At 59.0% G+C, this 21896-nt stretch carries 25 protein-coding genes; 15 read left to right on the top strand and 10 right to left on the bottom strand.

Going from position 1 to position 21896, the window contains the following annotated elements; genetic code table 11:
- Nucleotides 1-125 precede the first annotated feature (125 nt).
- A complete protein-coding gene (tig, locus tag ACR0K9_RS02350) occupies nt 126-1457 on the top strand; it encodes a trigger factor (protein WP_480531721.1) in 1332 nt (443 codons plus the stop codon).
- A gap of 97 nt (nt 1458-1554) precedes the next feature.
- On the opposite strand, the gene ACR0K9_RS02355 is transcribed toward tig, so the two are convergent.
- The 6 genes from ACR0K9_RS02355 to rpsF form a co-directional block, all read right to left on the bottom strand.
- Nucleotides 1555-2412, bottom strand: coding sequence for an acyl-homoserine-lactone synthase (locus tag ACR0K9_RS02355; RefSeq protein WP_480531723.1), 858 nt, complete (start codon nt 2410-2412; stop codon nt 1555-1557).
- A gap of 104 nt (nt 2413-2516) precedes the next feature.
- Nucleotides 2517-3218: a LuxR family transcriptional regulator gene (locus tag ACR0K9_RS02360; protein WP_480531725.1), complete on the bottom strand. Its 702-nt coding sequence runs from the start codon at nt 3216-3218 to the stop codon at nt 2517-2519.
- 205 nt (nt 3219-3423) lie between these two features.
- The gene (locus ACR0K9_RS02365; protein ID WP_480820440.1) at nt 3424-3903 is read right to left on the bottom strand and encodes a transglycosylase SLT domain-containing protein; all 480 of its coding nucleotides are present in this window, start codon (nt 3901-3903) and stop codon (nt 3424-3426) included.
- A 154-nt stretch (nt 3904-4057) separates the two neighbouring features.
- Nucleotides 4058-4678: a 50S ribosomal protein L9 gene (gene rplI / locus ACR0K9_RS02370; RefSeq protein ID WP_480820442.1), complete on the bottom strand. Its 621-nt coding sequence runs from the start codon at nt 4676-4678 to the stop codon at nt 4058-4060.
- A gap of 12 nt (nt 4679-4690) precedes the next feature.
- A complete protein-coding gene (gene rpsR, locus ACR0K9_RS02375) occupies nt 4691-4918 on the bottom strand; it encodes a 30S ribosomal protein S18 (RefSeq protein WP_005608650.1) in 228 nt (75 codons plus the stop codon).
- Between the two features lie 28 nt (nt 4919-4946).
- Entirely contained in the window at nt 4947-5300 is a 354-nt protein-coding gene (gene rpsF / locus ACR0K9_RS02380) for a 30S ribosomal protein S6 (RefSeq protein ID WP_170325294.1), read from the bottom strand.
- A gap of 280 nt (nt 5301-5580) precedes the next feature.
- Here rpsF and ACR0K9_RS02385 point away from each other — a divergent pair, with 280 nt between their 5' ends.
- Both ACR0K9_RS02385 and ACR0K9_RS02390 read left to right on the top strand, forming a co-directional pair.
- Nucleotides 5581-6090, top strand: a complete 510-nt coding sequence (locus ACR0K9_RS02385) for a hypothetical protein (protein ID WP_480531731.1) — start codon at nt 5581-5583, stop codon at nt 6088-6090.
- Between the two features lie 126 nt (nt 6091-6216).
- Entirely contained in the window at nt 6217-6789 is a 573-nt protein-coding gene (locus ACR0K9_RS02390; protein WP_480820444.1) for a YceI family protein, read from the top strand.
- 56 nt (nt 6790-6845) lie between these two features.
- On the opposite strand, the gene ACR0K9_RS02395 is transcribed toward ACR0K9_RS02390, so the two are convergent.
- A complete protein-coding gene (locus ACR0K9_RS02395) occupies nt 6846-8075 on the bottom strand; it encodes a cytochrome b/b6 domain-containing protein (protein WP_480820446.1) in 1230 nt (409 codons plus the stop codon).
- Nucleotides 8076-8247: 172 nt separating this feature from the next.
- Between ACR0K9_RS02395 and fabD the strand changes: the two genes are divergently transcribed.
- From fabD to ACR0K9_RS02440, 9 genes are all read left to right on the top strand, one after another.
- Nucleotides 8248-9186 carry an ACP S-malonyltransferase gene (gene fabD, locus ACR0K9_RS02400; RefSeq protein ID WP_480820448.1) on the top strand — a complete coding sequence of 313 codons (939 nt, stop codon included), beginning with the start codon at nt 8248-8250 and terminating at the stop codon, nt 9184-9186.
- A 42-nt stretch (nt 9187-9228) separates the two neighbouring features.
- Nucleotides 9229-9966 (top strand): 3-oxoacyl-[acyl-carrier-protein] reductase, encoded by a 738-nt coding sequence (gene fabG / locus ACR0K9_RS02405; RefSeq protein ID WP_480820449.1) that lies wholly within the window; start codon nt 9229-9231, stop codon nt 9964-9966.
- 210 nt (nt 9967-10176) lie between these two features.
- The gene (locus ACR0K9_RS02410) at nt 10177-10410 is read left to right on the top strand and encodes an acyl carrier protein (RefSeq protein ID WP_008756330.1); all 234 of its coding nucleotides are present in this window, start codon (nt 10177-10179) and stop codon (nt 10408-10410) included.
- Nucleotides 10411-10551: 141 nt separating this feature from the next.
- Nucleotides 10552-11091 (top strand): GNAT family N-acetyltransferase, encoded by a 540-nt coding sequence (locus ACR0K9_RS02415; protein WP_480820451.1) that lies wholly within the window; start codon nt 10552-10554, stop codon nt 11089-11091.
- Nucleotides 11092-11214: 123 nt separating this feature from the next.
- The gene (locus tag ACR0K9_RS02420; protein ID WP_480820453.1) at nt 11215-11958 is read left to right on the top strand and encodes a 1-(5-phosphoribosyl)-5-[(5-phosphoribosylamino)methylideneamino]imidazole-4-carboxamide isomerase; all 744 of its coding nucleotides are present in this window, start codon (nt 11215-11217) and stop codon (nt 11956-11958) included.
- A 205-nt stretch (nt 11959-12163) separates the two neighbouring features.
- Entirely contained in the window at nt 12164-13429 is a 1266-nt protein-coding gene (fabF, locus tag ACR0K9_RS02425; protein WP_480820455.1) for a beta-ketoacyl-ACP synthase II, read from the top strand.
- Nucleotides 13430-14587 carry an endolytic transglycosylase MltG gene (mltG, locus tag ACR0K9_RS02430; RefSeq protein WP_480820457.1) on the top strand — a complete coding sequence of 386 codons (1158 nt, stop codon included), beginning with the start codon at nt 13430-13432 and terminating at the stop codon, nt 14585-14587. It begins immediately after the preceding gene.
- A 127-nt stretch (nt 14588-14714) separates the two neighbouring features.
- Nucleotides 14715-15059 carry a copper resistance CopC family protein gene (locus ACR0K9_RS02435; protein ID WP_480820459.1) on the top strand — a complete coding sequence of 115 codons (345 nt, stop codon included), beginning with the start codon at nt 14715-14717 and terminating at the stop codon, nt 15057-15059.
- A 3-nt stretch (nt 15060-15062) separates the two neighbouring features.
- Nucleotides 15063-15917 carry a copper resistance D family protein gene (locus ACR0K9_RS02440; RefSeq protein WP_480820461.1) on the top strand — a complete coding sequence of 285 codons (855 nt, stop codon included), beginning with the start codon at nt 15063-15065 and terminating at the stop codon, nt 15915-15917.
- Between the two features lie 33 nt (nt 15918-15950).
- On the opposite strand, the gene ACR0K9_RS02445 is transcribed toward ACR0K9_RS02440, so the two are convergent.
- Both ACR0K9_RS02445 and ACR0K9_RS02450 read right to left on the bottom strand, forming a co-directional pair.
- Entirely contained in the window at nt 15951-17210 is a 1260-nt protein-coding gene (locus tag ACR0K9_RS02445; RefSeq protein ID WP_480820463.1) for a DEAD/DEAH box helicase, read from the bottom strand.
- 298 nt (nt 17211-17508) lie between these two features.
- Nucleotides 17509-18045, bottom strand: a complete 537-nt coding sequence (locus tag ACR0K9_RS02450) for a winged helix-turn-helix transcriptional regulator (RefSeq protein ID WP_480820465.1) — start codon at nt 18043-18045, stop codon at nt 17509-17511.
- Between the two features lie 40 nt (nt 18046-18085).
- Here ACR0K9_RS02450 and ACR0K9_RS02455 point away from each other — a divergent pair, with 40 nt between their 5' ends.
- Nucleotides 18086-18460 carry a VOC family protein gene (locus ACR0K9_RS02455; RefSeq protein WP_480820467.1) on the top strand — a complete coding sequence of 125 codons (375 nt, stop codon included), beginning with the start codon at nt 18086-18088 and terminating at the stop codon, nt 18458-18460.
- 432 nt (nt 18461-18892) lie between these two features.
- Nucleotides 18893-20263 (top strand): DNA-packaging protein, encoded by a 1371-nt coding sequence (locus ACR0K9_RS02460; protein ID WP_480820627.1) that lies wholly within the window; start codon nt 18893-18895, stop codon nt 20261-20263.
- Between the two features lie 73 nt (nt 20264-20336).
- On the opposite strand, the gene ACR0K9_RS02465 is transcribed toward ACR0K9_RS02460, so the two are convergent.
- Nucleotides 20337-20591 (bottom strand): hypothetical protein, encoded by a 255-nt coding sequence (locus ACR0K9_RS02465; RefSeq protein ID WP_480531759.1) that lies wholly within the window; start codon nt 20589-20591, stop codon nt 20337-20339.
- Nucleotides 20592-20960: 369 nt separating this feature from the next.
- Here ACR0K9_RS02465 and ACR0K9_RS02470 point away from each other — a divergent pair, with 369 nt between their 5' ends.
- On the top strand, nt 20961-21764 hold the full coding sequence (locus ACR0K9_RS02470) for a class I SAM-dependent methyltransferase (RefSeq protein WP_480820469.1): 804 nt from the start codon (nt 20961-20963) through the stop codon (nt 21762-21764).
- The last annotated feature ends 132 nt before the right edge of the window (nt 21765-21896 follow it).

Here is a 21896-nt window from a genome sequence, read left to right on the forward strand (position 1 = left end):
CGGTGGCAAAACAAGACCGATAAAGGCATTGCCCCCTTGCACGCGGTGGGCTGGGCAAATAGAAGGCGTCAAATTTGCCTGGCGCGCCCGTTTTGCGCGCCCCGAATCCTATGGGGACTACCATAATGCAGGTTACCGAGACGCTGAACGAAGGTCTGAAACGCGGCTACAACATCGTTGTGACCGCAGCCGAGCTGGACGACAAGGTCAACGAAAAACTGACCGAAGCGCAGCCCGAGGTTGAAATGAAGGGTTTCCGCAAAGGCAAAGTGCCGATGGCGCTGCTGAAGAAGCAGTTCGGTCAGCGCCTGCTGGGCGAAGCGATGCAGGAAACCATCGACGGTGCGATGAACAAGCACTTTGAAGACAGCGGTGACCGCCCGGCGCTGCAGCCCGAGGTCAAGATGACCAACGAGGACTGGAAAGAAGGCGACGACGTCCATGTCGAGATGTCCTATGAAGCGCTGCCCGCGATCCCCGAAGTTGACCTGAAATCGGTCGAACTGGAGAAGCTGGTTGTCAAAGCCGATGACGCAGCCGTTGAAGAAGCGCTGAACAACCTGGCCGAGACCGCTCAGAACTTCAAAGCACGCCGTAAGGGTTCGAAAGCCAAGGATGGCGACCAGATCGTGTTCGACTTCGTTGGCAAGGTCGACGGTGAAGAGTTCGAAGGCGGTTCGGCCGAAGACTATCCGCTGGTTCTGGGTTCCAACAGCTTCATCCCCGGCTTCGAAGAGCAGCTGGTTGGTGTGAAGGCCGAGGAAGAAAAAGACGTCAACGTCACCTTCCCCGAAGAATATGGCGCCGAACACCTGGCCGGCAAAGACGCCGTCTTCACCTGCACCGTCAAAGAGGTGAAGGAACCGGTTGCTGCCGAGGTTGACGATGAGCTGGCCAAGAAATTCGGTGCCGAGGATCTGGCCGCGCTGAAGACACAGATCGCCGAGCGTCTGGAAGCTGAATATGCCGGTGCCTCGCGCGCGGTGATGAAGCGTGCGCTGCTGGACGTGCTGGACGAGAAAGTCTCGTTCGACCTGCCGCCGTCTCTGGTTGAGGCCGAGGCCAAGCAGATCGCACACCAGCTGTGGCACGAAGAAAACCCCGAGGTTGAAGGCCACGATCACGATCCAATCGAGCCCACAGACGAGCACAACAAACTGGCCGAGCGCCGCGTGCGTCTGGGCCTGCTGCTGGCCGAGCTGGGCCAGAAGGCCGAGGTTGAAGTGACCGACGCCGAGATGACCCAGGCCATCATGAATCAGGCGCGTCAGTACCCGGGTCAGGAACGCCAGTTCTTCGAATTCGTTCAGCAGAATGCTCAGATGCAGCAGCAACTGCGCGCGCCGATCTTTGAAGACAAGGTTGTGGACTACATTGTTGAGCTGGCTCAGGTCACCGACAAGGACGTCAGCAAGGACGACCTGCAGAAAGCCGTTGAGGCACTGGAAGAGGAATAATCCTCTTCCTTCCCCCATCCATGGGGCCACAAAAAAGCGGAGCCGTCTGGTAACTGACGGCTCCGCGTGGGTGGCTTTGTACTATGAGGTGAGGGGGTCAGGCCTCATGAGCAAAAGCACGGGGGGTCTGTAACAGAGCGGTCTTTTGCTCTGGAGTGAAAGTGTCTGACAGGGATTCGATCAGTTTCAGAACTGCCTGCCGTTCCTCTTCCGTCTTGGCCGCACTCATCTGTTCGACAAAGTACTTCTCAAGATTTGTGAGCGGTTTGTGGTCGCGATTGGCCGGGCTGGACATTGGTGCGGCCTTGGCGCCTGCGAACAAGTCCAGTGCCTGTTCGTCTGTCAGAAAGACATCGTGGTCGATACTCGCATAGTCGCGAATTCCGGATATCCTCTCGTCCGAGCAATCCATCAAAGCGGCCATGGCGACAACTTTGCCCATGGGTTTAGCGCTGCCCAGATAGTCATATGGCGCATTGCCCGACCGCTGCAGGACACGGTTCATCACCGGGTCAATTACAGCAATCGAGTCCAGCACACCGGCCTTCTTGGCGTATTCGAAAGACCCGATCATGACCTCACTGGTGACGTAGGATACCGAGTTTTCGCCGCGGCCCGTGCCAAGCTTTTTGGTATCGACGCAAAAGCGTGTCGCTTCCCAGACCTGGGCGCTGCGGATCGGTGCATCACCGTCCAGGATCGAGTGGAAAACATCGGCCAGCATGTGCGGGCCTGTGGTCTGCAACAGTCGCATGCACCCAACGACGTCCCCCGAGTCGTTGATGCTTACTACATGTGCCGGATTCAGATCATCAAAGTGGTCACGCTCGCGCCCATCTTTGATGTTGACTTCCCATCCAAGGCGATCGCCAAACACGCGGGCGCGCAACTTGAACATTTCATCCAGTACATCGGTGAACATATGCTGGTTGATACCATCAATTACGATGATCATTTTCATCCCCCTACAGTCTACAATCTGGTTACCGTGAGATCACAGTTAACCAGTTTCTTGACTGAAACTATTGGGGGATTCCCGTAATTTTGACTTTTTTTTGGTTAACCTGGGGCAATTAGGCCAAGACCGATGGCCCGTCCAACGGCCTGCGGAGTGGTCAAAGCACCCAGTTTTTCGCGACCCGACCGCATATGCACTTCGACTGTCCGGTGCGAGATCGAAAGGATGTCACCGATATCCTGCTGTGATTTTCCTTCGGCCGCCCACTGAAGAATCTCTTTTTCACGCGTTGACAGGGAAGGTAGATAAAGCGCTTTGGCAAGCAACCCCGATTGCATCACGGTGTCGTGTGCCTGAACCGCAGCCATTTGTAAATCACCCATCACATGGACTTTGAGTTTTTCCCATTCGCTGTCCGAACAGTCGCGTGTAACGTTCAGCAGCCCGCATTCTCCATACGGGCCACGCACCGGAACGGTCAACCCACGGTGGCTGATACCGAAATCATGGGCGTCCTTGAAGACCGCATTGAACTTCTCGTCCTGGTTGAACCGCGCCCAGTCCACTGGAGCGATGCTGAGCAGGGATTTATACAGTGTGGGGTCGAAGTGATGAAAGCCCTGGCTTCCGTAATGGATTTTCCATTCGTCAGGATAGTTGGCATAGCCCTGAACATCACCTTTGACAGGATTAAGAGTGGCATAAGACGCATAGTCAAAGCCAAGCTCGGTACAGACTGAGTTTATTATGTCAGCGGCCGACTTTTCTTCGTGGTCGATCGCGGCCAAGTCTATCAGTTTCACCTATCCAACCTTTACGGTGACGTTTCTCTCCCCATAAGAACGCCGTATCTGTCCACATCAAGCATACGTTGCGTCAATCAGGGTATATAGCGCAAGCTATTTGTTCATGGCGCATATGCATAATGCGTGCAAATAGCAACAGATGCATATCCTTTTATCTTACCCTTCGCCAGTTCAACTACAATCAGAGGCCGAGTCGCCCATGTCACTCTGACACAAGCCCGGTTTCAACCAGCATCCCACGCGCTTTCGCCTCGGGGTAGTATCCTTTGGCATAGAGGAAGATTGCGCGTTTTTGATCGCCGTCCGACAGCAGCCAGGCTCCGCGCAGGTATTTCCCTGCAAATTCCAGATTTGTGTCAGCATCCAGAAGACCCTGAGCGTTGCCGGTATACCCCATCGAGCGCGCCGTGGCGGGCAGGATCTGCAACAGGCCGTAATAGGGGCGGTTCACAGCCCAGGGGCGGTGGGTGCTCTCGCGGATTGCCAGTTTGTGCACAAGCTCGCGTGGCAGTTCGTAGTGATCGGCCCATTTGTTGATCGATGCGCGCAGTTCCGGTGTTTCATTCGGGTATAGGGGCGGATCAAACGTATCCCCGCGGCTGGGCGTATTCGGGCCGCCACATGCAGCAAGCGGTGCTGCGACCAGCAAAGCCAATACGGCACGACGGGTAAAGGGGGGCATGGCGGTACTCCGTTATGAGTGACCGATGATATGGATCGCCGAACTGACCGCAAGGTCAAGAAATCGATCTGGCCAAAATTTGCCGCTGTTGCGTGGCGGTACGAAAAAGGGCCACGCGATTGCGTGGCCCCTGATCATGAAAAGCTGAGCCTGATCAGGCTTTGGCTTCGTCTTCTTCTGCCGGTGCTTCTTCGGCAACCAGATCGTCGTCATCGGACGCGGCCGAGCCGATATCGTCGAACAGTTCGGCGATCTCGAATTCAGCAGCGGCTTCTTCTTCAGCAGCCAGTTCCTGGATCGATTTGCCCGACGCCTGCAGTTCGGCTTCTTCTTCCGAACGGGCGACGTTCATCTTGATCTCGACTTCGACCTCGGGGTGCAGTTTGACTGCGACCGAGTGCAGACCCAGTTCCTTGATCGGTGCGATCAGGGCAATCTGTTTCTTGTCGACGGTGAAACCAGCCTCGGTTGCGGCGTCTGCGGCGTCACGCGGAGTGACCGAGCCGTACAGGGCGCCGGCATCCGATGCCGAGCGAATCACGATGAACTGCTGACCGTCCAGCTTTTCAGCCAGTGCTTCAGCTTCTTTCTTGGTTTCCAGGTTGCGGGCTTCCAGCTGCGCTTTCTGGGCTTCGAACGACGCGATGTTGGCGCTCGATGCGCTCAGGGCTTTGCCCTGGGGCAGCAGGAAGTTGCGGGCGTAGCCGGGCTTGACGTCAACGACGTCGCCCATCTGACCCAGTTTCGCAACGCGTTCCAGCAGGATAACTTGCATGTCAGTCTCTCCTTACTTCACGGCGTAGGGCAGCAGGGCGAGGAAGCGGGCGCGCTTGATAGCACGGGCCAGTTCACGCTGCTTTTTCGCCGAAACGGCGGTGATGCGCGAAGGTACGATCTTGCCACGCTCAGAGATGTAGCGCTGCAGCAGACGGGTGTCTTTATAGTCGATTTTCGGCGCGTTCTCACCCGAGAACGGGCAGACCTTGCGGCGGCGGAAAAATGGTTTTGCGGCCATGGTTTGGTGTCCTTTCGTCAGGCGTTGATCAGCGGCGCTCGCGGCGGCCTTCGCGCTCATCGCGCTTCTGCATCTGGACCGAAGGGCCCTCGGCATGCTCGTCGACCTTGATGGTCAGAACGCGCATGACGTCTTCGTGCAGGCGCATCAGGCGCTCCATTTCCTGAACGGCGCCAGCGGGGGCGTCGGTCTTCAGGAAGGCATAGTGGCCTTTGCGGTTCTTGTTGATCTTGTAAGCCATCGTCTTGACGCCCCAGTACTCGCTTTCGACGACGTTGCCGCCGTTGTCAGCCAGAACGGTGCCGAAATGTTCGACAAGGCTTTCTGCCTGCGCGTTGGACAGATCCTGACGCGCGATCATTACATGCTCATACAGTGGCATGTGCACTCCTGTTTATATCAAGGCGCATTTCAAAGGCGGGGCCAGATGGTCCTTCGCGACCCTGCCACGAGAGGCTGCGCGATTCATAACTCCTGCGAAGGATGGCCCCGTATACACGTTTGTGGCGGCGGGGCAAGCCCTGCCACAGATGCCCTTGTGAAGTCGTCCAATTTCCACCGGGACGCCCCATTCCTGACTCTTTTCGCCACGAGGTTGTTCTCGAAGCCGGAAACACCCGGACAGTCGGAAAAAACTTAGACAGGGCAAGACAATGGCCGTCATGAACACAAACACTTTTGAAAAAGCAGCGCCCGGCGCAGTATTTGAAAACTCGGTCCCGGTTCTGATCACTTTCGCTCCGAACTGGCGGGCCCGGATGGTGCTTTTGCGTGTTGTCGGGGCCTTCCTGATTATGTCCGCATTCTCGATGTGGCTGATGCCTGGATCGGTCATGAGTGCCGAGGTCTGGCCGCTGAAACTGGTCGCGTCGCTGATGATTATCGTTGTGGGGGTCAGCCTGCTGACGATCGAGGTGATGGATGCGCGGCCAGACGCATATTTCGACCCGATCCGTCGCGAAGTGCGCATCCTGCAGAAAAATGAAAATGGACGTCCTCAGACGGTTCTGCGCCGCAGCTACGAGTCGCTGGGTGGTGCGCGTTTTGCGGATGATCAGGTCGAATTGTTCGACGTGGACGGCAGCCTGTTGATGAAGCTGCCGCTGGAATCGGCGGATGTCAGCCGGGCGCTCAAGGGCCAACTCAGCCAAAACGTGACAATTTTTGCCTGAATTCAGTTCTGTTCAAATAGGAACAGAATCTGTGAATCAAAAAAACTTGTGTGCTGCCCCTGGGCGGCACATTTTTGTTTGTGAGCAACCCACCAGGTTTGCAACAACACCATTGCGGAGATTGTTATGAAATCCACCCTTCTTGCTGCTGCTCTGGCGGTACCTGCCACCGCTGCTTTCGCCAGTGCTGAAAAGTACGTTTTGGACCCCAGCCATAGTCAGGTTGTCTTCAGCTATAATCACCTTGGTTATTCAACCACGACGGGCATGTTCTCGGGCTTTGAGGGTGAGATCATGTTCGATCAGGAAAACCCTGCCGCTTCAAGCGTGACGGTTTCGATGCCGGTCGTCGAAATGATCACCGGTTGGAAGCCGCGTGAAGATCACTTCATGACCGAGGATTTCTTTGGCGCAGCCGAAGGCGATCTGGTCACCTTCACCTCGACCGGTATTGAAGTGACCGGTGAAAACACCGCCAACATCACCGGTGATCTGACCATGAACGGCGTCACCAAGTCGGTGGTTCTGGACGCAAAGCTGAATCAGGTTGGCGATCATCCGATGGCAAACAAGCCCTGGGCCGGTTTTGACGCCACCACCACGCTGGTGCGCAGCGATTTCGATCTGGGCCAGTTCGCTCCGTTTGTGGGCGACGAGGTCGAAATCAAGATTTCGGTAGAAGCTCAAAAGGCTGAATAAGCCAACTTGATCATCGAAACAGAAACCGCCGGGGTTGATCACCCCGGCGGTTTTTTTCATTCCTCGTCGCGTTCGGCGGTTAGCTCGACCGATACTGTGACGGTGAAGCCCAACGAGTCTTCGGTGGGCTGTGAGGTGCCGACGCCGAAATCCATGCGGTTCAGTTCCAGTTTGCCGGACATCGTTGCCTCGTCGTCCTGCAACTCCAGCGTAAAGGGCAGCACTACATCGATGGATTTGTCCCGGATTGTCAAAGGCCCGCGCGCTTCATAACCGGCGTCTGTTTTGAACAGGTCGGCTTTGAATTGGGCCGTGGGAAATTGCGTGCTGTCGAAGAAATCGGCACCCAGGGCTTGATCGGTTACCGTACCAAGGCTGAGCGAGCCGATGGCAATCGTAACATCGACCAAGCCAGCCAGACCCGGTTCGGCGGGATCTTCGAACGCAATTGCTGCGGTCCAGTCTTCAAAGCTGCCGGTTACAGGGCTGCCCAGTTGGGAAATGGTGATCGACAGCGTGCCGTCCTCGACCTCCCATTCCGATTGAACCTCTTCAAGCTCAGCGGTGTCCACTGAGGCGTCCGAGTGATCGTCAAATACACCGGTAGACCAGCCGCCAACAAGCACCAACGCCCACACGGCAAGCGCGGCAATGGCGGGCGTGGCCGAATGATGCTGTGCCGGCGGTTCCGGCGCGTCAGACTTGCCGGGCAACATGCGGCGCAGCGTGTTGTCCTTGTCCACGACATGGTGCTTCAGCGCGCCCATAATATGCAGGACCAGTGAACCGCCCAGTATACAGATGAACAGCCAGTGCAGGCTGGCGGTGATCTCGGCCAGAAAGGCCGACTTTGGAACAAAAGGCAGATTCTGACCAAACGGCCAAAGGATCGGGGCAAAGCCCTCGGCGGCGGCGTGGTGGATCCATCCGGTCAGAGGAACCAGGACCAATGAACCATAGAGTAGCCAGTGCACGGTTTCGGCGGCAAAGGCCTCGGGCTTGTTGTCAGCGTTCAGCAGGCCGGGTTTGGTCTGGGTCAGTGCCCAGAGGATTCGGGCCAGCGCCACGAAAAACACGGTGATCCCAACAGTTTTGTGCAATGAGAACAGCCGCGCCGCGCGGGCGATGTCGTCCTCAGTGGTGGCGATGTTCGGGTCGTAGATCGCCTGGGCCAATTCATTTGCGAACCATCCCAGCGGCAAGGCTGTCAGTATCAGCAGGGCGGTCAGCCAGTGAAACGCTTTGGTTACACCACCATAGCTGGACCGGGTGTTTGTCAGGGGCATTGCTGGTCTCTCCGCGTTGCTGAGTTGTGGGTAAGTTAAAGGGATGCCGTGCGGACACAAGGCAGAGAAATGCACAGTTAAAGTGTCCAAATGCAGAACGCAGGCAATGCTTGTGCCGCGCCGTCAGTCGGTTTACACCCCGCCGAAACCTGACGTTACGCAAGAGGCTCCTATGACACGCGCGTTTGTTTTCCCCGGGCAGGGCGCCCAGACCATCGGAATGGGCAAGGCTCTGGCCGAAGCATATCCCGCCGCCCGCGCCGTATTCGATGAAGTTGACGAGGCCCTGGGCGAAAAACTGAGCGATCTCATCTGGGAAGGCGATATCGCGGATTTGACCCTGACCCAGAATGCGCAACCGGCGCTGATGGCAACCTCGATGGCAGCGATGCGCGCGCTCGAGGCCGAGGGGGCGTCGATCTCGATGGCGTCATATGTGGCCGGGCATTCGCTGGGTGAATATTCGGCTTTGGCCGCTGCCGGAGCGCTGTCGGTTGCCGATACGGCGCGCCTGTTGCGGACGCGCGGGCAGGCGATGCAAAGCGCCGTGCCGGTGGGTGAAGGGGCCATGGCCGCCATTCTGGGGCTCGACCTGGATGCCGTGCGGGCGGTGGCCGAAGAGGCCGCGCAGGGCGAGGTCTGTCAGGCCGCCAATGACAATGATCCGACGCAGGTCGTGGTGTCGGGCGCGAAGGCTGCGGTCGAACGCGCCGCTGAGATTGCCAAGGAAAAGGGTGCTAAACGCGCGGTGATGCTGCCGGTAAGTGCTCCGTTTCATTGCGCGCTGATGCAACCTGCCGCAGACGTCATGGCCGAGGCTCTGGCCGCTGTCGCAATCAACGCGCCTGCCGTACCACTGGTCGCCAATGTGCGCGCCGAGGCCGTGAGTGATCCGGACGTGATCCGTCAGCTGCTGATCGAACAGGTGACCGGTTCGGTGCGCTGGCGCGAGAGCGTGCAATACATGGTTGCGCAGGGCGTGACCGAGGCGTGGGAGATCGGCGCAGGCAAGGCGCTGTCGGGCATGATCCGCAAGATCGACCGGGCCCTGGCCTGTACTGCGGTCGGGTCGCCCGATGATGTGAAAAAGGCCGTTGGCACAGAAGAATAAGCGAGAATGCCGCCGGTAACGGTGGCCAGAGAGGGACTATTGATGTTTGATTTGACAGGTAAGAATGCGCTGATCACCGGTGCTTCGGGTGGCATCGGCGGCGATATCGCGCGCGCGCTTTATGAAGCGGGTGCCAGCGTCGGATTGTCCGGAACGCGGGTCGAGCCCCTGCAGGTGCTGGCCGACAGCCTGGGTGAGCGCGCCCATGTCCTGCCCTGTAACCTGAGCGACCCCGAAGCCGTCGAGGCACTGCCGAAACAGGCAGCCGAAGCGATGGGATCGGTCGATATTCTGGTCAATAATGCGGGCATTACACGCGACAACCTGTTCATGCGCATGTCGGATGAAGACTGGCAGAGCGTGATCGACGTGAACATGACCGCCACCATGAAACTGTGCAAAGGCGTGATCCGCGGCATGATGAAGGCGCGTTGGGGCCGGATCGTGAACATCTCGTCCGTGGTCGGCGCGACCGGTAACCCCGGACAGACCAACTATGCCGCGTCGAAAGCTGGCATGATCGGGTTTTCCAAATCGCTGGCATATGAGGTCGCAACGCGGGGCATTACCGTAAACGCCGTGGCGCCGGGCTTTATCACCACTGCCATGACCGAAAAGCTGACTGACCAGCAGAAAGAAGGCATTCTGGTCAAGGTTCCGGCCGGTCGGATGGGTGATCCGCAGGAAATTGCGGCGGCTGTTCTGTATCTGGCAAGCCCCGAAGCGGGTTATGTCACCGGAAGCACCTTGCATGTGAACGGCGGTATGGCCATGTTGTAATCGCAAATCAGGGCAGACGCGAAAGCGTTTGCCTTGTGCGTTGTCTGTGTTATAGGCGGCGCGTATGCGCGGGAACCGGCTCAACGGCCGGTTCTCTGATTTCCCGGGGACCCGGGACCTAAACCGCCCGGAAAAGGGCACAACAAGTCCATCCCGAACGGGCAAGGGCAGAACCGGGCAAACCGCCCTGAAATGAAATGAGGAATAGACATGAGCGACGTCGCAGATCGCGTTAAGAAGATCGTTGTTGAGCACCTGGGTGTTGAAGAGGACAAGGTTGCCGAAAACGCCTCGTTCATCGACGATCTGGGCGCAGACAGCCTGGACACTGTTGAGCTGGTAATGGCCTTCGAAGAAGAGTTCGGCATCGAGATCCCTGATGACGCAGCCGAAACCATCCAGACCTTTGGCGACGCGGTCAAATTCATCAGCGAAGCTTCCTAAGCCTGCCTGACTGATAGAAAAGCGGCGCTTCCGGGCAACGGAGGCGCCGTTTTTTTATGCATTGCCACAATTCGCCCTTGCTTTGAGTGGTTTGCGCTCGTCACTCTGAAGTCCGAGGCAAAATTCCGAGCGGGCAAGGGCATGATAAGATCCACCCCGATGATCAATACGGCGCGTCTGACCCTGTGTGCGATGCGTCCCGAAGACTTCAACCGGTTCGCCGAAATCTGGCGTGATCCGGAGGTCGTGCGCCATATCGGCGGCATTCCTAAAACGCGTGGCGAGGCTTGGGATTCGTTCCTGCGCAATGCTGGCCACTGGCAGATGACCGGCTTCGGGCAATGGGGCGTGATGCTGCAGTCGAATCGCAGATTGATAGGTCAGGCCGGGTTTTTCTATGGAAACCGCTCATTGGGCGAGGATTTTGACGGCTTCCCCGAGGCCGGATGGGTTCTGGCCACCGAGATGCAGGGGCAGGGCTATGGGCAAGAGGCCGCGCAGGCCGCTCATGACTGGTTTGATCGCGTCATTCCCGGCCCGCTGGTCGCGTTGATTGACGCCGATCATATTGCCTCGTGCAGGTTGGCCGAAAAGCTCGGGTACAAGCTGCTGCGCGCGGCTGAATATCGCGACACGTCGGTGCATCTGTTTCGCCGCGATGGCCCCCCGGCACGGTTGTGAAACGCATTCTCTGCTGCCGTGCCGCAAAATAGCTGAACAGTGCCGATCTTGTGAAATGAGACGGCAAATTGAGACTTTATGCTATCGTGGAATTCACGAGTGATTCAGCGGAGGATATGAATCATGATGATTTACCCCACGATGGAACTGCAAAACAGTAAATGCGTTACGCTGGACAAGGGACGTCTTGAGGACGCGATGCTTTGGCATGTGGACCCGGTTGAAACAGCACGCGGCTGGTCGGCGGCGGGTGCCGAATGGATGCAACTGACCGATTTCGACGCGATCGAAGGTCGTAACACCAATTCGGAACTGGTCGAAGAGATCATCCGCTCGAGCGAAATGTCGGTACAGTTGGCCGGTGGCATGCGGACCCGCGAGCAGGTCGAGCACTGGATCGACAAGGGTGCGGGTCGAATCGTCATTGGCACGCTTGCGGCCTGGGATCCTCAGTTGGTTAAGGAACTGGCCAAGCTTTACCCTGACCAGATCGTATTGGCCGTGGATGTCTGGCAGGGTCAGGTGATGACCGAAGGCTGGCGCAGTCAAAGCGCCTTTACGCCAGACGCCTTTATCGAGGCGTTTGCCGACACGCCTTTCGCGGCCATTCTGGTCACCGATATCGACAGCGATATGGAAGATGTCGAGGCGCAGCTGGGCCTGATCTCGGGTCTGGCCAGCAAATCGCGGACGCCTGTCATCGCCAGCGGCGTTGTGCGTACAACCGACGATATCTCGCGTCTGGCTTATATTTCGAACATTTCGGGTGCCATCGTCGGGCGCGCACTGTTCCGCAAGACCGTCGATCTTGGCGAAGCGCTGGCGGTTGCGCAGTCGGCCCATGAGCCGGTCGCCGAGTTTCAGTAAAGCGTCATAGGACAAGAGAATCCGCCCGGCTGCCGGACAGCGGGGCGGATTTTTCGTTCGATCACGAGATTTCATCCGCCGGATGGCTGGCCCATGATCTCAAGGCAATCAGATGCTATGCCAGAATCCGCCGTTGCTCTTGCCCCCGCACCCCGGGCCGGGGTATGAGCGGTTCTCATAACAGGAAGCAGGCAAGAGGCACTTCATGCGCAGAGTCGTTGTAACCGGTCTGGGATTGGTCACTCCTTTGGCCAGCGGGGTCGAGGAAACATGGTCGCGTCTGCTGGACGGTGAGTCCGGCGCAGGCCCCATCACGCTGTTTGATGCCGAAGCAAGCGGGGTCACCACGACCTATGCCTGCGAAGTGCCGCGCGGGGACGGAACCAATGGGACCTTCAACCCCGACGATTGGATGCCGCCGAAAGAGCAGCGCAAGATCGAGGATTTCATCCTCTATTCCATCGCTGCGGCCGAGATGGCCTGCAAGGACGCAAACTGGCTGCCCGAAGATGAAGAAGACCGCCTGCGCACGGGCGTTCTGATCGGTTCCGGGATCGGCGGGCTTGGCTCGATCGCCAATACGGCGAACCTGATCCGCGACAAGGGTCCGCGCCGCGTGTCGCCATTCTTTATCCCGGGCGCTCTGATCAACCTGGCCTCGGGGCAGGTTTCGATCCGTCACGGGTTCAAGGGGCCAAACCATTCGGTCGTGACCGCCTGTTCGACGGGTGCCCATGCCATCGGCGATGCCAGCCGCATCATTCGTGCGGGTGACGCCGACGTCATGATCGCAGGCGGCGGAGAGGGCTGCATTTGCGAGATCGGTATCGCCGGGTTCAACGCCTGCAAGGCGCTGTCGACCAAATACGCCGATGATCCGAAAAAGGCGAGCCGCCCATATGATATCGACCGGGACGGGTTCGTCATGGGCGAGGGCTCGGGCATCGTTGTGCTTGAGGATTACGAACACGCCAAAGCGCGTGGCGCCAAGATCTATGCCGAGGTGCTGGGCTATGGCATGTCCGGCGACGCCTATCACATCACCGCGCCATCCGAGGATGGCGACGGGGCGGAGCGCTCGATGAGAGCCGCGCTGCGCAGCGCCGGGCTGGAGCCGAAGGATCTGGATTATATCAACGCACATGGCACCTCGACCATGGCCGATACGATCGAGCTGGGCGCGGTGGAACGCCTGCTGGGCGATCATGCTAGCAAGGCAACCATGACCTCGACCAAATCGGCCACCGGTCACCTGTTGGGGGCTGCCGGCGCGATTGAGGCGATCTTTTCGATCCTGGCGATCCGCGATCAGGTCGCGCCGCCGACCATCAATCTGGACAATCCGGCAATTGAAACGCCCATTGATCTGGCGCCGAACGCCAAGCGAGAGCGTGAGATCAATGTGGCCTTGTCGAACTCGTTCGGTTTTGGCGGCACCAATGCAAGTGTGATCTTCGGAAAGGTCAGTTAAATGTGGCGGGCTTTGGCGTCGAACGCGCTGACCGTTCTGGTCGTCGGCATGTTTCTGCTGGGCGGTGTCGTCCTGTGGGGGCAGTCAAAATACACGTCCGAAGGCCCGCTTGAAACTGCGATCTGCCTGCAGGTCAAACCGGGCTCAAACATGACCCGTGTCAGTCGCGATCTGGAAGACCAGGGCGCGATCAGCAGCGGTTTGATTTTTCGCTTAGCGTCTGATTATGCTGATAAATCTCAGCAACTGAAAGCCGGCAGTTTTCTGGTGCGTGAAGGTTCGTCGATGGAGCAGATCGTCGACGAGATCACCCGCAGCGGTGCCAGCACCTGCGGCACCGAGATCGAATACCGCATCGGCGTGACCCGTTTGCAAACCCGTGTGCGTGAGCTGAACCCTGCGACCCTGAACTTTGATGAGGTTGCATCATTTGTGGTGGGTGAAGAGGAAGCGCCTGAAATTTATGGTGAAAAACGGGGCGAGTCTGATACACGCTACCGTATTTCGCTGGCCGAAGGTGTCACCAGTTGGCAGGTTGTCGAGTCGCTGAAGGCGATGGATTTGCTGACCGGTGAAGTGGCTGAGCTGCCTGCCGAAGGTATGCTTGCCCCCGACAGCTATGAGGTTGCGCCCGGTGAGGATCGGAATGTTATCCTGTCAGATATGCAGGAAAAACAACAGCTTAGGATAAATGCAGCGTGGGAGAATCGTCAGGACGGATTGCCTTTGAACAGTCCTGAGGAAATGTTGGTTCTGGCTTCGATCATCGAAAAGGAAACCGGCCAGCCGGAAGAGCGCGGGCAGGTGGCGAGCGTTTTCGTTAACCGGTTGAATCAGGGCATGCGACTGCAGACAGACCCCACCGTGATTTATGGTGTCACCAAGGGGCAAGGGACGCTTGGCCGGGGTCTGCGCAGAAGTGAGTTGCGCGGTGTAACGCCTTGGAATACTTATGTGATCGAAGGTTTGCCGCCGACGCCGATTGCCAATCCGGGTCTGGCCAGCCTTGAGGCTGCAGCCGCTCCGGACAACACGAATTATATCTTCTTTGTTGCGGATGGAACCGGGGGCCATGCCTTCGCCGTGACGCTGGATGAGCACAATCGCAACGTCGCCAAGTGGCGCGAGATCGAGGCGGAGCGGAATTCGGGGAACTGAGCCGCGCGTCCCGGTTTGTCCGAGTTGTACATCGCAAAAGATGCAGATCTACCGGGTTGTACAAACCGGATTTCCGCATCATTTCGCAACTCAGCAGTGCGCCGATAACGGTTTGGAAAGATCTGCCATGATAAAAATAGCCCTGACAGCTTTCACTCTGGCCGCGATGGCGACGGTGGCGATGGCGCATTCGCCGGTGCAGCGAACCGCGCCGGCGGACGGTGCGGTTATCGATCAGGTGCCGTCTGAGATTTCGCTGGTCTTCGGGCGCAACATTCGTCTGACCCGCGTGGACTGGCAATTGAATGGGGATCAGGCGGGCATGGTTGATCTGGGTGCGGCTGATGACTTCACGACGGAAATTGTGCTGCCCTTCGACGCGGCAGGGCCGGGCGTGTATCAGATCGAATGGCGTGGCTTGTCGGATGACGGGCATACACAAAAGGGCAGCTTTGGCTTTACGGTCGAATGACGGGTGGATGACCCGCTTGGCATAGCCTCGATCCTCGTCAAATGGGGGCTTTATTTCGGGGTGCTGCTCGCGGCCGGATCGGTGTTCTGTACCGCTCTGTTTCGGGTGGAAATCCGGCGGGGCCGGATTGCCGGGTTTGCGGTGATCGGCGGATTTTGTGCGGTTCTGTCCTTTGCGTTGAAGGGCAGCGCGTTGACCGGAGATCTATCGGGGCTGACAGACCCAGAAATGCTGGGCCTGCTCTGGCAAACACAGAGCGGCACGGCCCTTCGGTGGCAGATGATCGGGCTGGCGTTGATGCTTGTTGGCCTCATCCCGACGCGTCTGAGTATGATCATGCAGGTCGTGGGCGGTGTGCTTGCCCTGTACGGGCTGGCTGCTGTTGGCCATGTGCAGGACCGGGACGCGCCTATCCTGCTCTACAGCCTTGTACTGCATCTGGTCTGCGCGGCGACTTGGATCGGGATATTGCTGCCATTGCATCGTTTGGCCTCAGCCCCCGATCAGCTAGAGGCTGCCGCGTGGCTTGGAGAACGATTTGGGCAGGTCGCGATGGTGTTCGTGCCGCTGCTTCTGATTGCCGGGGGCTATATGGCCTATGGCCTGACCAGATCGGTCGCGGCGCTGTTGACCTCGGGCTATGGGCAGGTGTTGCTGATCAAGGTGGCACTGGTTGCCGCGCTACTGTTGCTGGCGGCGCTGAACAAGCTGCGCTTTGTGCCCGGTTTGCGCGCCGGGGACGCTTTGGCGGCGCGGGGTCTGGTCCGCACGATCAGAGCCGAAGCGGGGGTGATGGCGGTCATCCTGCTGGCGACCGCATTCCTGACAACCAGCGTGACACCGCCAAGCCTGCATTGATCAGAGGGGCGCAGACCCCTCTGACCCTTTCGATCACGCCGCTTTGGGGCGTCGTGGGCGGCGGCGTTTTTGGCCTGCGGGTTTCGGCCCGTTATTGCTCTGCGGTTTTGGGCCTCGGTGGCGGTTGCCCTGACGACGCGCAGGTTTTGTCGGGGTGATCGCCTCGGGCATCTCACCGCTGGCCACCGGAATTTCGATCTTCATCAGCTTTTGGATCTGACGCAGCAGATCAACTTCTTCGGCAGAGCAGAATGCGATGGCCTCGCCCTCGCGCCCGGCGCGGGCGGTGCGGCCGATGCGGTGGACATAGTTGTCGGGCACTTCGGGCAGGTCGTAGTTGATCACATAAGCCACGCCGGGGATGTCGATGCCGCGCGCGGCGACATCTGTGGCGACGAGGATGTTGATCTCACCCGCGCGGAAGGCCTTGATGGCGCGGTCGCGCTGGCCCTGGCTTTTGTTGCCGTGGATGGAGGCCGCGTTGTAGCCATCGGCGACGAGGCCTTTCATCAACTTTTCAGCCCCGTGTTTGGTACGGGAAAAGACCAGTGTCAGGGCATCGGTGTCCTGAGACAGAATCTGGCGCAGCTTGGCGGGTTTTGTAGGCTTCTCAACGAAGTGAATCGACTGGGTGATCTTGTCAGCCGCTTTGCCCGGGGGCGAGACCTGTACCCGCTGCGGGTTGGTCAGATAAGCGCGGCTGAGTTCCTCCATCTGCTTCGGCATGGTGGCCGAGAACAGCATGGTCTGGCGCGGCGTGCCCAGTTCCGGCGCGATGCGACGCAGGGCGTGGATGAAGCCCATGTCGAGCATCTGATCAGCCTCGTCCAGCACCAGATGGCGGACCGAGCTGAGGTCGACGGCGCGGCGCTCCATCAGGTCGATCAGGCGACCGGGGGTCGCGACAAGGATATCGGTGCCGCGCGACAGGAACATGATCTGCTTGTTGATCGACTGGCCACCGACGACGGTGGCGACGCGCAGTTTGGTCTTGTTGGTGAGGGTGCGCAGGCTGTCGGCGATCTGGTTGACCAGTTCGCGGGTCGGAGCAAGGATCAGGGCCTTGGCGGTTTTGGGATCGGGCTTTCCGGGTTGGGCCAGCAGGTGATCGATCAACGGCAGGCCGAAGGCCAGAGTCTTGCCGGTGCCGGTTTGCGCCAGGCCAAGGATATCGTGGCCATTCAAGGCCAGCGGGATCGCCTGGTTCTGGATCGGTGTGGGTTGGGTGAAATTGGCGCGTTGCAGCGCGTCGTTCAGGGCGGGCGCGAGGCCCAGCATGTCGAAGTCGAACAAATAACTATCCTTTGTCGCCCGAGGGGTTGGACCACGGGCAAGTCGCAATGGGCCGCATCCGCGACCGGCAGGGGTTGTGCGAGACCTCGGGACAGGCAGGCGGTTCCTGCGGTGTCCGGTCTTCGCGTCAAGAACCCTGCGTGATGGGGAACTATGGGTGGATCGGGCGCTGTGGGGGCTTTGGATGGCCCGGATGCTCACGCGGCAGCGCTGTTTGAGGGGCACATGCGGGTTGGGCGGGGGAATGTCAAGCTTTAGGCTGGGGTTTGTTACGTTCTGATTGAGGGTGTTGCTGCGCCTACTGGCCCAGTCCAACCGCCTGATGGATCGCAAATCCGGTGTTGACCGCGCGGTAAGTCGGGAAGGGCATCCGCCCCGAGGTTTCGATATCGCGTCTTATCCAGTCGTGATCTTCGAGCTGATGCAGCGAGGAGGACAAGGCGCGGTCGGTGATGGGGGGCAGGTCCGATTTGATGGCCGAAAAGCGATGCGGGGTGCCGGTCAGGGCCAGGATCGGAACGGTCCATGATTTACGGAGAAGCTTGCGGGTGCTGTCTTCGGGGGTGATCTTGAGGATTTCGTGGGCGGTCAGGGCGGCTTGAGCCCCGGCCTGGGTCAGGCGGAATTCGGGGCGCAGGGGATGGCCATGGCCGGGGTTCCGTTCGATCAGGTTGAGTTGGACAAGGTGTTCGAGACTGGCCGCGAAGGCTGTTCGGCTGGCGCTGGAGGCGGTGAGCAGAGGGGCCTGACGTCCGGGCACGCCTGTGTGCATCAGCGCCAGAATGTTCAGCGACCACGCGCGCGAGGTGAGCTTGACAAGTAGTTTAATGTCCATAAAGTATAGTTACTATACTTACAGACATAAGGGAAGCTCGATGCCGCTTGTTTCATTGAAGAACACCATCACGTTTGCGATTTCAGTTAGGGATCGCCACGCCAGCGCGGATTGGTATCGCGACATGCTTGGCTTCGAGCTGGTCCACCACATCGACGAAGCGGGGTGGAGCGAAATGCGTACCAATGTCGACGGTGTGACCTTGGGGCTGGGGGAACAGGCAGAGCCGTCGCCGGGCAATTGCGTGCCGGTCTATGAGGTTGCCGATATTGCTGTGGCGCGCGGCGCGTTGGAGGCGGCCGGGGGGGCGTTTGACGGCCCGACAGAGACGATCGAAGGCATGGTCAGCACGGCCACATTCTATGATCCGGACCAGAACGCCATGATGCTGGCGCAGGATCTGACGGGCGGCTGATCTTAACGCTGCGTACGGTGCGTGTTGCGTCGATGTTGCGTAACGCATTGACTTTGCGAACATAATTCCGTACTACTTATGTCATGCTAGAAGAGGTGGGCAACGGCCCCGGGGTGACCCGGTGGCCGTTTTTCGTTTCTCTCGTGCGGAAAAACTCACGCATGAGGTCACAGGCAAACATGACTTTGATTACCCCGGAAGAGCGGATTTCCCAAACGGCCGACTTGTTGCAGTCGCTTGAGAGATCCATTCGCGATCTGCGCCAGGCAGCGGAAGAACTGCGAAAACAGATCGGCGCCGGGGAGGATGCAGACCTTGCCGGAACAGGCAAGCAACTGGGTCAGCTAGAGGGGCTGATCCGCAGTTGCCAGAAAGTGGAGACAAGCTTTGTCGAACAACATCACAGACAAGCCGGAATTGCCCAAGGGGGCTATGCGCTCGACCTTGATCGGGCACGATCTGAGATCGGGTGCAGGCTGGCTCGCCTCCGCGCCTGCTGCGGTGCAGGATAGATTTCTGAGTGAGATCGGGGAGGGAGGGCTGTGCGCCCTCCCTTTCCTGTTCGAGTTCTGGGCGCTGCCGCATCAGTTGCCGCCCGAAGGCGACTGGCGGTCATGGGTGATCATGGGCGGACGCGGGGCCGGTAAGACGCGGGCCGGGGCCGAATGGGTGCGCTCGATGGTTGAGGGGTCTTTGCCGTTGGACAAGGGAGAGGCCAGTCGCGTCGCCTTGGTCGGTGAGGCTTTTGATCAGGTGCGCGACGTGATGATTTTCGGCGATAGCGGTATTTTGCAATGTTCGCCGCCGGATCGGAGGCCTACGTGGAAGGCATCAGAGCGCAAGCTGGTCTGGCCCAACGGGGCCGAGGCACAGGCGTTTTCGGCGCATGATCCCGAGGGGCTGCGCGGCCCTCAGTTCGATGCGGCCTGGGTGGATGAGCTGGCCAAGTGGAAGAAGGCCGGGGAGACTTGGGATATGCTGCAATTCGCGTTGAGGCTGGGGGAACGGCCTCGGGTCTGTGTGACCACGACGCCGCGTAATGTGAAGGTTTTGAAGGAATTGCTGGCATCGCCCTCGACCGTGCAGACCCATGCGCCGACCGAGGCGAACCGGGCCAATCTGGCAGACTCGTTTCTGGACGAGGTGCGCGCACGCTATGCAGGTACGCGGCTAGGGCGGCAGGAGTTGGACGGGGTGCTGCTGTCGGATGCGGAAGGGGCGCTGTGGACGGGCTCGATGCTGGAGGCGGCGCGCTGTGCGCGGGTGCCCGAGTTGGATCGGGTGGTGGTGGCGCTTGACCCGGCGGTGACGGCGGGCTCGGATGCGGATGCATGCGGGATCGTCGTCGTGGGCGCTCAGCTACAGGGGCCGCCCGAGGAGTGGCGCGCCTTTGTGTTGGCCGACCGGACGGTGCAGGGCGTCGGCCCCGCGGGCTGGGCGCAGGCGGCGATTGACGCGATGGACGAATTCGGGGCCGAGCGGCTTGTGGCCGAGGTCAATCAGGGCGGGCAACTGGTGGAAGAGGTGGTGCGGCAGGTGGACCCTCTGGTCCCGTTCCGCGCGGTGCGGGCGTCACGTGGCAAGGTCGCGCGAGCCGAACCCGTGGCGGCCCTGTACGAGCAGGGGCGGGTGAGCCATATGGCCGAGTTGGACGCGCTGGAGGAGCAGATGTGCCAGATGACCGCGCGCGGGTTCGATGGGCAGGGCTCGCCCGATCGCGTAGACGCGCTGGTCTGGGCGCTGCATGAGCTGGTTGTTGGGCCTGCGGGAGCGTATCGGCGGCCGAGGGTAAGGACGTTGTGAGCACTTTGAGGGGTGCTCTACAAACAATCATATTTCGCCTAAAGGGCTGATCTTTCGCTGGGCGCATTCAGGTTCAGGACGTTGGGTAGTCTTGATTCCAATTGTCCTCGTATTCACCGAGCAACCGCGACAACGTCAGCAGCGAAGAAAACAGCCTTGCATGGACATCCGGCGACATCATTGTTTTGTAGTCATCAAGCAGCTGCACAAGAACGACTACGTTGGAGGCAAACACCTCGTAGACGTGTTTGTCGGCAGCAGTAGGTTCCTTGGTCCAGTTATTGTTCGTATCGGAGTGTCCGGACGGCACAGGTTCGTTTTCATTCATCGGGTGGCCTCTTTAATCTGAAGCACACGTGGGGGCATGTGAAACGCAAACAATTGCCGTGGCACGAAATCACAAGAACTTGGCGGCGATTGCAAAGGAATTGGGTTAAATGTCCAGCGAGCTGCTAAACCTTGCAATCGGCCAAGCTGGGGTCAGGAGCAGGGCTCGCGCGACCGGGTCAACGAACTGGTCTGGGCGTTGCATGAGTTGGTGGTAGGGCCTGCGGGGGCGTATCGGCGATCTAGGGTGCGGAATTTGTAAAGCCATTCATGCTAGGAATAGCGAGAAGGTCGCACATCTCGTTTCGAATCGAGAGAGGGTGTAGGGTCTTTTGTGTCGGGGTTCTTATGACTGAGCCGGAGAGACACTATGGAACCTACTGTTTCACAAGAAGAACTGGACGCTGGGCGTGGCTATGAGGAGCTGTTTGTGCCCGCGTTGTTTGCGCCGTGGCCCCCACATTTGGTGAAATCCGCCGGAGTCCGAACTGGCCAGCAGGTTTTGGACATTGCATGCGGCAGCGGTGTTCTGGCGCGGCACTTGCTGTCAGTGGTGGGCGATGGAGGCCGCGTGAGCGGACTCGATCCGGCGCCGGGAATGATCGCGGCTGCGCGCGAGGTTGAGCCACGCATCGATTGGGTTTTGGCGGGTGCGGAGGATACCGGGTTAGAGAGCGAGACATTCGATGCCGTGCTGTCCCAGTTCGGGATGATGTTCTTTCGAGACCGAGACGCGGCAGCCCGGGAGATGTACCGCGTCCTCAGGCAGGGCGGCGCGCTGGCCTTAGCGGTCTGGAACGATCTGGATCACAATCCGGCCTATCACGCCATTATCAAGCTCTTGGAGTCCGAGATCAGCACTGCGGCGGGGGATGCTTTGAGATTGCCATATTCACTTGGGAATGCTGCAGAGGTTGTTTCAGTCTACGAAAAGGCTGGATTCCTGGACATCGAGGTGGTGAGCGACACTGAACCGGCGCGCTTTCCAAGTGCCCGGACAATGGTTGAGGCTGATTTGCGCGGCTGGCTTCCGCTTTTTGACATTCATCTGAGCGAAGAGAAAATCGCGAATGTCTTAGCCTGTGCTGATGACGCGCTGGCAGCGTTCCGCACTGCTGACGGTGAGGTCGTATTTCAGGCATCAGCTTATATTGTGAGCGGCAGGAAGTCCTGATTGGTTGGTGACGCGCTCGCGTTGCGCACACTCTGGAACATCCAATTCGCAATGCTAGACCTGCATCCGGAAAATCGCCTTTCAACCAGGCGAGTAGAGCGGCGGAAAGACGGGACTTTGGCTTAAACGGTT

The organism is Ruegeria sp. L12, from assembly GCF_056531745.1.